This is a genomic window from Flavobacterium lipolyticum, assembly GCF_020905335.1.
Lineage (GTDB): Bacteria > Bacteroidota > Bacteroidia > Flavobacteriales > Flavobacteriaceae > Flavobacterium > Flavobacterium lipolyticum.
The window spans coordinates 1,571,208-1,584,058 of the sequence record NZ_JAJJMN010000001.1 but is presented as its reverse complement, the minus strand read 5'-3'; the positions used below and the strand labels follow the sequence as shown (position 1 = coordinate 1,584,058).

Here is a 12,851-nt window from a genome sequence, read left to right as displayed (position 1 = left end):
GTGCAAAGATAGATACAAAGTTCAAAAAATAAATGTTAAAAAGTGAGTTTAACATAACATTTGCATAAAAACCATCATTTTACAGAGAATTTTTTTGCATAATGTAAAAAAAAAGCGTTTTTACAACGTTCCTCTCAATTCCTGCTCTCTCTCGATTGACTCGAAAAGGGCTTTAAAGTTTCCTGCGCCGAATCCTTTTGCGCCCATTCTTTGTATAATTTCAAAGAATAGTGTTGGTCGGTCCTGAACAGGCTTCGTAAATATTTGTAACAAGTAACCGTCCTCGTCGGCATCGACCATGATAGCCAGCTTTTCAATTTCGTTAATGTCTTCTTTCATCATATCCATATGCACGCCTAATCTTTCAGGAATTGCCTGATAGTAAGTGTGAGGAGGAGCTGATAAAAATTCAACACCTCGTGCTCTCAATTGTGATACGGTTTTGATGATGTCATCTGTAGCAATGGCAATGTGCTGAATTCCGGGACCACCATAAAAATCTAAATATTCTTCGATTTGAGATTTTTTCTTTCCTTCTGCCGGTTCGTTAATAGGAAATTTGATTCTTCCGTTTCCGTTAGACATTACTTTACTCATCAATGCTGAATATTCTGTGGTAATTTGCTTGTCATCAAATGATAGGAAATTTACGAATCCCATAACATCTTCGTAGAATTTTACCCAGGTATTCATTTCGTTCCAGCCTACATTTCCAACCATGTGGTCGATGTATTTTAAACCGGTTGGCTCGGGATTGTAATCCGATTTCCATTCCTGATACCCCGGAAGGAAAATACCGTTGTAGTTTTTTCTTTCTACGAAAATGTGAACCGTTTCTCCGTAAGTGTATATTCCCGAACGAACCACTTCTCCAAATTCGTCTGATTCAACCGTTGGTTCCATAAAAGAACGAGCACCGCGTTTCATCGTTTCTTCGTAGGCACTTCTGGCATCTTCAACCCAAAGAGCGGCTACTTTTACACCATCACCGTGTTTTTTAAGGTGTTCGTGTATTGGTGAATCCTGAGTTAAAGGTGTTGTTAGAACAATTCTGATTTTGTCCTGTTTTAAAACATAAGAAGCCTTGTCCTTTACTCCGGTTTCCAGTCCGGCATAAGCTAATGACTGATATCCGAAAGCTGTTTTGTAATAATGTGCCGATTGTTTTGCATTTCCGACGTAGAATTCTACATAGTCGGTTCCTAATAACGGAAGGAAATCCTGTGCTCCTTCAAAGATTTTTTCCAATCCGTATTCTACTGATTTTACTTCTTTGCTCATTTTGTTTTTAATTTGAAAATGAGTTAATTAGAAAATTAGATAATGTGCGTTCTGATAAAAATTATCTCATTGACACATTTACAAATTATCTAATTATTTCATTTTTGATGTTGATATTATTTTGTTTAGAATTTTTAGAATTTCTGATAAATCGTTTAAAAGATTTTTACAATTTGGATAGTCCTTATGTGCTTCGCATAAAAACAACCAATACTCAGTTTCGTCAGCTTCTTTGATCGCAATTTTTAATTTATGAATAAAATCGGCCTTGCTTTCTGCGTTTTGTGCTTCTTTTGAGTTCGCTCCAATTGATGTTCCGCTTTTTAATAATTGATTGGCGATTACAAATTTCTTTTGTTCCTGAAGTTCACTCGTGAAATCAATTATGTTTAGGGCGAAATGGAATGTTTTTGTTAAAAGAACATTGTCTTTGTACTTGTCATTGAAAGTCATTGTTTTAATTAGAAAATTAGATAATGTGTTAATGAGATAATTTATTATGCTTAGTAAAGATAATAATTTGTAGTCTAAAGATTACTTTTTATTACCTCGTTTTCTAATTATCTCATTTTCTAATTGCCTAATTGTCACATTATCTAATTGCCACATTGACTAATTTTACTCACACCAGGATTTATAATACTGACCGTCGTCAAGACCCATGGCTTCTTCTGTAACCATAAGTGGGCGGAAAGTATCAACCATAACGGCTAATTCCTGTGTTTCTGTGTGACCAATGCTACGTTCCATCGCGCCTGGCGCAGGACCGTGTGGGATTCCTTTTGGGTGTAAAGTGATATGACCCTGCTCAATGTTGTTACGGCTCATGAAGTCACCGTCTACATAATATAGAACTTCATCAGAATCTATATTGCTGTGATTGTAAGGTGCCGGAATTGCTTTCGGATGATAATCGTAAAGTCTTGGGCAGAAAGAGCAAACAACAAAAGTAGCCGTTTCGAATGTTTGGTGTACCGGAGGCGGTTGGTGAACACGTCCCGTTATAGGTTCAAAATTATGAATCGAGAATCCGTATGGGAAATTGTAACCGTCCCAACCCACAACATCAAATGGATGTGTCGCATAAACCACTTCATGAATCATGCCCTCTTTTTTGATTTTAATTAAAAAATCGCCTTTTTCGTCATGTGTTTCCAGTTCGTTTGGCAAAATAAAGTCGCGTTCGCAAAATGGCGAGTGCTCTAAATGCTGTCCCGATTGGTTTTTGTAACGTTTTGGGGTATAAAAAGGGGAGTAGGATTCGACATAAAAAAGTCGGTTTTCTTCCGTCTCGAATTCGATTTGGTAAATAATGCCTCGTGGAATAATTAAGTAATCACCATATTCAAACGGAATGTTACCTAACATGGTTCTTAATTTTCCTTTTCCTTTATGGATGAAAAGCATTTCATCAGCATCGGCATTTTTGTAGAAATAATTTCGAAGTGATTCTTTAGGAGCAGCCAGTCCAATGATACAGTCTTTATTAACCATCATCGCTTTACGGCTGTCCAAAAAGTCATTTTCAGGTTTTAATTCAAAACCTTTAAAAAGTAACGATTTTATATTTTTTCCGATGGCAATTTTTGGCTCAACGGAATAGGAATTTAAAATTTCTTTTACCTGAGTTGGTCTGTGAACATGATAAGATAATGACGAGTGTCCGTGAAAACCTTCAGTTCCGAATAACTGTTCGTAGTAAAAACCTCCGTTAGGTTTTTCGAATTGTGTGTGTCTCTTTTGAGGGAAGTCTCCAAGTTTGTGATATAATGGCATGGCTTTTCTATTAGATAATTTTAAAATTAGATAATTTGAAAATTTGAATTGTGTGAACAGATAACCAGCTCAATTTCTTAAAATTGACCAATTATCTCAATTCGATAGCTTCACTCAGGATTTCTCTTGATGAGGAATTGAAGATACTCTAATAAACCTGTCCATTTTGTTTTCATTATAACAAATGTCGTAATTTTTGCTGAGTAAAATTATAAATTATATCATTTACAAACATGATTTTTTTTAATTTTTTTTGATATAATTTTTAAAGGGCAAAAAAATAGTACAATTTTGTTGAACTATTCTTTGCTTTAGTGCTAAAATAAAAACCCAATACTAAACCAGGTATAGCTTTTAGACATTTCCGGAGACCAGGATTGTTTAATCTCGATTGGGCCAATGATGGTTTCCAGTCCATAACCAACAGCATATCCGGTATATTTTGGCATTGAGATCCAGTCGACCTTAGTAAAAATATCATTTCCCAAGTTGGCAAAGTTAGCAGAAAGATTTACGTGATTCTTTTTGAAAATTTCATAATCGAGCGTAATCCCCGTTTTTATAAAGCTGTTTCCGGCTATACTTAGAAAATCGTATCCATAAAAATAATTGAAGTTGTTGATTTTGCTATACCCGTATCCTCCGAGTATAAAGTCGAAAAACGGAACGCTGTCGCTGCCAATGTTAAACCCTGCGTCGGCGTCAATTTTGAAAGTAGCCTTTCTGAAGAACGTTTTTACGAAAGCAATTTCGGCCTTTGCAATCGAGAATGGTTTAAATTGACGTGTATAGTCAGACGACGCTAAGTAGGTTTGTAAATCGGTAGAGAAGTACAAGCCGGAACGAGGGAAGCTTTTGCTGTCGAATGAATCGTATTTTAAGTAACCAAAAAGACTAAGATAGCTGCTCTTTTCAATAGTATTTACGGTATTGGTAAGTGTTGGAGAGTCTATTTTTAAATATTTGTATTCAAAACCACCCCCCATTAAAAATTTTTGTACAAAGATGGTTTGAAAATAGGCCTGATTGGTAATGTCTAAAAAGTCAACATTAATCAGATTTACATTTGGATTCTGTGCTGTTAAGGTATTAATGCTAGTGGTGACATTCCGATTAAATTGATTCAAACGGGACTGAAATCCAAAACTGATATTAAAACCGTTTTCTATATAGTAGTTGAAGTCGTACCTGAAGTTATCTCCCAAAATAACATCAAGCGAGGTAACATCATTTTTTAAAAAGGTCTTTTTGTGGGTAAGATTTAGCAGAATTCCACTTTTGTACAGCCCGTCATAATGCAGACCTAGTTTTAGAAAAGTCTGAGTGGGATTTTCTTTTAAGACGATATCAAGATCGTCCTGTTGGTCATCCGGCTGTAAACAGTAGGAAATAGTACTGAAGTTCTGGGTGGCATTCAGGTTATTGATTCCGGTTTTCAGATCATTGTAAGTAATCGTACTTCCGGGTTTAAAACGCAGTTTTCCGCGAATGTATTCTTTCGTGTAATTCTCAAGGTTTTCACTGTTTATCTGTTTGATTTGCAGTGTGTCACTGGCAATTTTTAGTTTAGGTTTTTTATAAAAATGAGCTTCATCGGTTAAAGATTTGATTCTTTCATAGACCGCAAAAGCTGCTTCTTCTCCTTTTCGGATAATTTCTTCTCCTTTGTCAAATGAAATTACGCCATAATCGCGAATGTCCGGTTTGATATAAACATCGGTATCCTTGATTTTGTTTTTCATCTTATCGATAGACTGCAAATTGGTAATCTGTACGAGTATCTTGGTCGCATTTTTCAGATTTTTGCGATTCATAAGATCGTCCTGAACATCGACACCAATAATAATATCAGCACCCAGATTACGAACTTCTTTTATGGGATAGTTGTTGACTACACCTCCATCTACTAGTAAATTTCCTTCAATTTCGACAGGGGTGAACAGGGAGGGGAATGCTGAACTTGCCATCATAGCCTGAACGAGATTTCCTTTGTTTAGTAAAACTTCTTCTCCGGTTTCAATATTAGTTCCGATACATAAAAAAGGAGTTGGAAGTTGATTGAAATCACGTACATGACGTACATTCCGAGTAAGACCACTTAACAAATTGTAATTGTACATTCCTTTTGAAAGGGCTTCCGGAATCCCGATTCTGAAGTTGCTAAAAGGTAATGAAATGGCATATAACTCATCATTTTTTTTGCCATAGAAGTTTTTGGACGATCTCGGTATGTAATCGTTGATGAGTTCATCAAAGTTGGTTTTCTTGAAAATGGAATCAATCTGAGAGGCATTGTACCCCGAAGCATAAAGTCCGCCGATTATAGATCCCATACTGGTACCACCGATAAAGTCGATTTTAATTCCGGCTTCTTCCAGAACTTTTAAAACTCCAATATGAGCGAATCCTTTTGCGCCTCCACCGCTTAAAACCAATCCGATTTTGGGTCTTTTAATGCTGTCTTTTTTTTGATCCTGTGAAAATGTTTTTTGCGGATTTAGAAGTAACACTATAAAAAGGAATAGTGCTGTGCTCCAGATCGAAACAGACAACTGCGAACTACAAAGAAACTTTCCTTTTGGAAAGAATAGAACAACTTTAGAAACATCTTTTTTCAGTGGAGAAAAAAAAGGTTTCGATGTGGTATTTTTGTGGGGCAGTTGATCTGGGCGCATAAAGATAACTAGTTGGTTTTGTAAAAGTCGACAATTTTTTTGGCTTTTGATACCCCTATTACATCAGATATTTCTTTTTCGGTAGCCAGTTTCAATCTTTTAACACTTTTGAAATGTTGTATTAACGTAAGCATTGTTTTTTCGCCAATGCCGGGTATGCCTTCTACTGAGGAGTTAAGTGCGGCTTTGCTTCGTTTGTCTCTGTGAAAAGTGATCCCAAATCGGTGCGCCTCATTTCGCAGCTGCTGAATCACTTTTAAGGTTTCGGATTTTTTATCGAGATACAACGGAATTGAATCTCCGGGGTAAAACAATTCCTCGAGACGTTTCGCAATTCCGATGATCGCAATTTTGCCGCGCAGTTCGAGAGCGTCGATACTTTTTAATGCTGCAGAAAGCTGTCCTTTTCCACCGTCAATGATGATTAATTGCGGCAATGGTTCGTTTTCATCTAATAACCTTTTGTAACGTCGGTAGACAATTTCGGTCATCGAGGCAAAATCGTCAGGACCTTCGACGGTTTTAACGTTAAAATGACGATAGTCTTTTTTGCTGGGTTTCCCGTCTTTAAAAACTACACAGGCGGCTACCGGATTTGTTCCCTGAATATTCGAGTTGTCAAAACACTCAATGTGACGGGGTTCAACAGGCAATCGCAGGTCCTTTTGCATTTGTGCCATGATCCGATTGGTATGTCGGTCAGGATCTACAATTTGTAATTGTTTGAGCTGTTCGATTCGGTAAAATTTCGCGTTCCGAATAGACAGTTCTAATATTTGTTTTTTATCTCCCAATTGAGGAACGGTAGTTTTGATGTTTTCACCTAAATCAATTTCAAACGGAACGATGATTTCTTTAGACAATAACTGAAAGCGCTCACGTAATTCTATAATGGCAAGTTCTAATAATTCTTCGTCCGTCTCCTCCAGCTTTTTCTTCATTTCTAAAGTATGCGAACGTATAATCGATCCGTGCGAGATTTGAAGGAAGTTAACATAGGCTGAGCTTTCATCGGAAACAATCGAGAAAACATCAATATTTGTAATTTTCGGATTGACAATGGTAGATCGCGACTGGTAATTCTCCAGAATTTCGATTTTTTCTTTTATTTTTTGAGCTTCTTCAAAACGCAAGTCTTTTGCATACTGGATCATCAGTCGTTTGAAGTCTTTCATGCTTTCTTTGAAATTCCCTTTTAGAATTTCGCGGATCGCATCAACCTGTCTTTGGTAGTCTTCCAGAGATTCAAGTCCTTCACAAGGTCCTTTACAGTTACCAATGTGATATTCCAGACAGACTTTGAATTTTCCGGAATCAATATTAGACGGACTCAAATCAAAATTACAAGTCCTCAAAGGGTATAATTCTTTGATTAAATCTAAAATAGTATGTACTGTTTTGAAACTGGTGTAAGGACCAAAATATTCAGAACCGTCTTTGACCATTCTTCGGGTAGAAAATATTCTCGAAAAAGGTTCCTTCTTGATACAGATCCAAGGGTAACTTTTGTCGTCGCGAAGCAAAACATTATAACGCGGTTGGAGTGTTTTAATTAAATTGTTCTCCAATAAAAGTGCATCAGTTTCTGTGGGAACTACGATGTGTTTGATGGTTACAATTTTCTTCACCAAAACATTGGTTTTGGCGGTATCGTGTATTTTATTGAAATAAGAGGAGACTCTTTTTTTTAGGTTCTTAGCTTTTCCAACATATAAAATCTTTCCGTCTTTGTCATAATACTGATACACACCCGGATTGTCCGGCAAGGTTAGGATTTGAAGATCTAAGGATGATGGTTTGTGCATTCTGTTTTGTTTCTGAAGATAGTTGTTAAACTTTAAAAAAACCTTTTGAGGTCTTAAAAAGCTTAACATTGATTTAGTTTCAAATTTACGAAATCAAAAGAATAATTTCTATATTTAGATTTTATAATTCCACATGAAAAACAGTAAACCCCTGATTATTTTTGGCGAATCAGTTTTGCCGGGCGAAAGTAAAACAATAAACGTTGAAATTGCTCGTCTGCATACCACTACAAAATTGAATATTCCGATTATCGTACGCCGTTCAAAAATTGAAGGTCCGGTCGTTTTATTTTCGGCAGGAATCCACGGTGATGAGATTAACGGTGTTGAAATAGTCCGACAGCTGATCAGCAAAAAAATCAACCGTCCCGCTAAAGGAACCATTATTTGCATTCCCATTATCAATATTTACGGTTTTGTAAATAAATCCAGAGAATTTCCCGACGGGCGTGACTTAAACCGCGTTTTTCCGGGGAGCAAAAAAGGATCTTTGGCAAGCCGTTTCGCTTATCATATCGTAGCAGAAATTTTGCCAATTATTGATTATGCGGTTGATTTTCATGCCGGGGGAGCGAGCCGATTTAATGTTCCGCAAATCAGGATTACGGAGAACAACCCGGAACTGAAAGAACTTGCCGATGTTTTCAATGCGCCTTTTACCTTGTATTCTAAAAATATTAGCGGTTCATTCCGCACTACCTGTGAAAAGGCCAATATAAAAATGCTGCTTTTTGAGGGCGGAAAATCTCTGGATATTAATGATTCGGTGGCAAATGAAGGGGTAATGGGAGTGAAGCGTTTGTTGAATTATTTGAATATGCTGGATTCAAAACATCTTGTCGAAACCGCAGAAGATCCTTCTATCTACATTAAAAATTCGGTTTGGCTGCGTGCGAAATGTTCGGGTCTGCTTCATGATTATAACAGGATTGGACGTTTTGTAACGAAAGGGACTATCTTAGCCATTATTACCGATCCGTTTGGTAAATTTGAACAAAAAGTAAAAGCACCGCATGACGGATTTGTGATCAATGCCAATCACTCGCCCATCGTGTACGAAGGAGATGCGATTTACCATATGTCTAAAAACAGAGACGAGTATGCCGACGAATAAAAAAGAATTACGATTACACTATAAAAATCTTCGAAAAGAACTTTCAGAAAATGATATCGAAGAGAAAAGTCTGGCTATTGCCAATAATATAATCCAATTGTCTATTTGGGATAAAATCTATTATCATGTTTTTCTTCCGATTGAAGAGCAGCGAGAAGTAAATACAGAATACGTATTGCATTTGCTTTCCGGAAAAGATAAAGAAATAGTAGTTTCAAAAAGTGATTTTGAGACTCGTGGTATGACGCATTTTTTGTTGACCGATAATACCAAAATCAGAAAGAATGAATACAATATTCCTGAACCGGTAAATGGTTTGCAAGTTCCTTCTGAAACTATAGAGGTTGTTTTTGTCCCGCTTTTAGTTTTTGATGTTTTTGGAAATCGGGTAGGATACGGAAAAGGGTTTTATGATAAATTCCTGTCAGAATGTAAACCCGGAACAATTAAGATTGGCCTTTCTTTTTTTGAAGCTGAAAATCAGATCGAGGATGTTTTTGAATCAGATGTGAAACTGGATTACTGTGTGACGCCTTTAAAAATCTATAGTTTTTCATTGTAAAACAAGAATTTGCCATAAGTAAACTTAAGAAGTATGCGGTCTTGAACTTAAGTTTATTTATAGTATCGATGCGATTCAGAAGTGATTGATACCCATACAAAAAATCCCAAACACCATTTTAAGAGGGGTGTTTGGGATTTTTTTATTTGATTTTTTTTGAATATTTATTTTACTTCCCGAATGGTAGAGGCATCCATCCAGCCTTCCGTTCCATCAGTTAATTCTATTTTTTTCCAGCCTCCAACAGTTTCCAAAACATATACTTTGGCTCCTTCGTGCAGTAAAATAATGGCAGAACCTGATTTCTGAGGTTCGCTGCGAACTTCACTTAATTCGGCAAAAACAATTGCAGGACGGTCGTTGTCAAAATGATTTTTTTCAGACATCCCTGCCGAAACACTTAAAAGCAAAGCGATCAAAAGAACAAACATTCCAATGAAATAAATTCTTTTCGAGAGCGTAAGCTGTGAGAAGTAATAGCCGATAAAAGTCAGTAAGAAAGCAAATGCGATTGCGATAGAAATTATTGCCCAGGTATTATAATCGAAGATTCCGGTAAAATTCTGAATCAGTTTTGCAAAACCTACTTTTGGGACTTCTTTAATTTCATCGATGGTTAGCTTTTTGGCAAATTTTAAGTTGTTTAGGGTCTCCGGATCATGTGGTTTTAAAACCAGTGCCTTTTCATAATTATAGATCGAAGGAGCTACTTTGTTTAATTTATAGTAACTGTTCCCTAAATTAAAATACAATTCTGCCGATTGCTGTTTGTCTTCTTTGAGAATACTTTCATAAACATCAACCGCTTGCTGATATTGCCCTTTTTGATACAGCGCATTTCCTTTTTCAAAGCTGCTTTGAGCAAAGAAAATCTGAGTGATTAGTAAAAAAAGATATACTATATTTTTCATCTTATTGTCGTTAAACCCGACAGGTTTTTTAAAACTTGTCGGGTTTGATTTTTTAAGTTTAAACGATTTGTTTCTCTAAGTCCGAAATGATCAGAACAGCTTTGTCAAAATCCTGTTGGATTGATGTGCTGGATGCCGGAGCATATCTTGCAAATTCACAGTTTTCAGTCAGATTAATAAAACTTTGAACCGATTCCGGGCTGGCATTTCGGGACAATAACAGTTCGCTAATATTATCTTTGCTCATTTCTGAAGTTTCGATATGCAGTTTCGCTTTTAGGAAATTGTGCATCGCTTTTTCCAGAGCAATATAAAACGGTTCTTTGTTGTTAAGTTGTTTTTTAGCTTCAGATAGATATTTCTTCGCCAGCTTATTGTTCATTTTAATACGGTTTCCGGTAACGTCGCCGTCAATTGCTTCTTTTCTTTTCTTAGCCAGAATAATGATTGGCAGAATTACGAAAGGCAGGAACAATAGCGTGTAATATAAATTAGAACCGTAAAAATCATTTTTAGCGATCGAAACCAAAGTGGTTTTAGGTTTGATGTACTTGAACTGTTCCGTTTTTGCAATTGTATTTGTAGCTGCATGTGCAGGGGTATTTGCTGCCGATGGCATTGGGCCGTCTAAAACGTCAATCATGATTTCCTGTGAAGTGATCGTTTTGTAGGAACCTGTGCTCAAATCAAAATAAGAAAACTGCATGGGTTTGATGGCATATTTTCCTTTGTATTGCGGAATAATGGTGTACTTGTCGCTTATTTTTCCGGACATTCCCGAAAGTGAAGTGGTTACTTTTTCATCGTGAACCGGATCATACATCTCTAAGGCATTAGGAACGACAGGTTTTGGCAAAGTAAACAATTTCATGTTTCCGTTCCCGGCTGCGCTCACAAACAGGTCAAGACTTTCTCCGCTCTTCAAGGTCGTTTTAGAAGGGGTAACCGTAAAATTAAATTTACCCACAGCACCGCCAAAGCCTTCAGGTTTGGTAGCTTCCGGTAAAGGTCGTACGTTGATTGTTTTGGCTCCGGCCGAAACTACTTTATTGTCGTCGCTTACAATCATCTGACCGAACATATCACGACGGTTGGTAGGCAATTGCACGCCTATGTCCAGTGAAAGTGGTTCAATGGTAAGTCTTCCTGATTTTTGTGGATACAAAATGGTCTTTTTCAAGACTACATAATAACATCTTTGCCCTTGATAACTTCCCTGTTCAACAGCAAGTTGTTTGATATCGATATTCTGATTCCAGAAGTCATTGTATTTAGGTTTAGCCAACTCTTTGAAACCGGTCACATTGATATAGTTGAAATACAGTTTGTAAACAACAGTTATAGGTTCATTCAGATACGGATTTGTTTTTGAAATTTCGGCCACAAGGTGTAGCATTTCATCACCTGTACTTGATCCTTGAGGTCTGTCATTAGGATCTCTTTCCTGTGCAACGGCATTGGTTACCACAATTTTTAAAGGTGCCGTTTTATAGATCTGACCATTGTATTCAATAGCAGCTTGTTTGATTGTTACAGTCCCTTTGTGGTCGGGCTGTAAGATATAGGAATAGATTTTTTGAAAAGAACTTCTTCCATTAATCCAGGATTGACTGATTTGCTGGCTTGGTCCGGCTACAATTTTAAAACCATCAAAAGAAGGCTGGTCAAAGTTGTCCCCATCAACATTCATGATGAAGTCGATACGAAGCCTTTCGTTTACTCCAAGCGTATTCTTGCTTACTCTGGCTTCAAATTGAACTTGAGCCATAAGTCCCTGAAAAGTGAATAGTAATAGAATTAAATATCTTTTCATTACTTGTTTAATCGGTTTGTTGTTTATGGTTTGTCGTTTGCCGTTTTTGGTTTATTGTTGGTTTAATAACTACGAACAATAAACTATAAACAATCGATCTACCAGTCTTTTTCTGTTTTTTTCGGGTTACCTTTTACTTTTTGAGCGTTGACTTTGTCCTGAATTTTCTTTTCTTCGTTGTTCACGGCATCCAGTAAATTCTGAACTCTTTCTTTAGATATCCCTCCAGGCATTGGTTTTGGCTCCCCTTTGTTGTCTGATTTGTCATCTTTCTTAGGGTCATTTTTACCGTCTTTTTTATCCTTGTCTTTATCGCCTTTGTCGTCTTTTTTCTGATCGTCTTTTCCGTCCTTTTTGTCTTTGTTGTCGCCGTCTTTTTTCTGATCGTCTTTTTTGTCGTTCTTTTTATCTTTATCCTTGTCCTTGTTTTTGTCGTTTTTCGGAGGATTTTCTTTTAGTTTCTGTTTTGCCAAAGCATAATTGTAACGGGTCTCATCATCGGTAGGATCGTTACGCAAAGCTTCTTTGTAAGCTTCAACGGCCTGTGTATAATTTTTCTCTTTCATAAAAACATTCCCTAAATTGTGAAATGCCTTGTGTTTATCAGGTCTTGCTTTAGCATTTTTTATCGCTTTAGCATAAGCAAACTTAGCCTCAGAAACCTGATTCTGTTTGTATATAGTGTTTCCCAGATTATAAGGAGCAGCAGTACGTTTTGGGAATTTTGATTCTGAAATTCTGTAATTGGCTTCTGCGTCCGTAAATTTATTCTGCTTATATTCTTCATTGGCCTCAGGCAATGTTTTGTCTTTCTCCTGAGCAGAAACTGCTAAAGAAAATGTGAGTAAAATATAAAGAAGTAAATTTTTCATTCTAATTTTTTTATGTTTTGTTTCCGGTTTTATGGGAAACAA

10 protein-coding genes are annotated in these 12,851 nt (G+C 36.6%); 2 read left to right on the top strand and 8 right to left on the bottom strand.

The features are described 5' to 3' along the window. Positions 1-120: 120 nt before the first annotated feature. The 5 genes from hppD to uvrC form a co-directional block, all read right to left on the bottom strand. Positions 121-1,281 (bottom strand): 4-hydroxyphenylpyruvate dioxygenase, encoded by a 1,161-nt coding sequence (gene hppD, locus LNQ34_RS07060; RefSeq protein WP_202700547.1) that lies wholly within the window; start codon positions 1,279-1,281, stop codon positions 121-123. A gap of 93 nt (positions 1,282-1,374) precedes the next feature. Beyond that, on the bottom strand, positions 1,375-1,734 hold the full coding sequence (locus tag LNQ34_RS07055) for a four helix bundle protein (protein ID WP_229999056.1): 360 nt from the start codon (positions 1,732-1,734) through the stop codon (positions 1,375-1,377). 165 nt (positions 1,735-1,899) lie between these two features. Next, positions 1,900-3,057, bottom strand: a complete 1,158-nt coding sequence (locus LNQ34_RS07050) for a homogentisate 1,2-dioxygenase (protein ID WP_229999055.1) — start codon at positions 3,055-3,057, stop codon at positions 1,900-1,902. 317 nt (positions 3,058-3,374) lie between these two features. Next, positions 3,375-5,732 (bottom strand): patatin-like phospholipase family protein, encoded by a 2,358-nt coding sequence (locus tag LNQ34_RS07045; protein WP_202700548.1) that lies wholly within the window; start codon positions 5,730-5,732, stop codon positions 3,375-3,377. An 8-nt stretch (positions 5,733-5,740) separates the two neighbouring features. After that, the gene (gene uvrC / locus LNQ34_RS07040; protein ID WP_229999054.1) at positions 5,741-7,537 is read right to left on the bottom strand and encodes an excinuclease ABC subunit UvrC; all 1,797 of its coding nucleotides are present in this window, start codon (positions 7,535-7,537) and stop codon (positions 5,741-5,743) included. A 133-nt stretch (positions 7,538-7,670) separates the two neighbouring features. On the opposite strand from uvrC, the gene LNQ34_RS07035 reads away from it, so the two are divergent. Together LNQ34_RS07035 and LNQ34_RS07030 are read left to right on the top strand one after the other, a co-directional pair. Beyond that, entirely contained in the window at positions 7,671-8,651 is a 981-nt protein-coding gene (locus LNQ34_RS07035) for a succinylglutamate desuccinylase/aspartoacylase family protein (protein WP_202700550.1), read from the top strand. Next, positions 8,638-9,213, top strand: a complete 576-nt coding sequence (locus LNQ34_RS07030; protein ID WP_229999053.1) for a 5-formyltetrahydrofolate cyclo-ligase — start codon at positions 8,638-8,640, stop codon at positions 9,211-9,213. The genes LNQ34_RS07035 and LNQ34_RS07030 overlap by 14 nt, the downstream gene beginning before the upstream one ends. A 164-nt stretch (positions 9,214-9,377) precedes the next feature. Here the strand turns inward: LNQ34_RS07030 and LNQ34_RS07025 are convergent, their stop codons facing one another. The 3 genes from LNQ34_RS07025 to LNQ34_RS07015 form a co-directional block, all read right to left on the bottom strand. Continuing rightward, positions 9,378-10,124, bottom strand: coding sequence for a tetratricopeptide repeat protein (locus LNQ34_RS07025; protein WP_229999052.1), 747 nt, complete (start codon positions 10,122-10,124; stop codon positions 9,378-9,380). A 58-nt stretch (positions 10,125-10,182) separates the two neighbouring features. Further along, positions 10,183-11,937, bottom strand: a complete 1,755-nt coding sequence (locus LNQ34_RS07020; RefSeq protein ID WP_202700553.1) for a BatD family protein — start codon at positions 11,935-11,937, stop codon at positions 10,183-10,185. Between the two features lie 98 nt (positions 11,938-12,035). Next, on the bottom strand, positions 12,036-12,809 hold the full coding sequence (locus tag LNQ34_RS07015; RefSeq protein ID WP_026110087.1) for a tetratricopeptide repeat protein: 774 nt from the start codon (positions 12,807-12,809) through the stop codon (positions 12,036-12,038). Between the last annotated feature and the right edge of the window lie 42 nt (positions 12,810-12,851).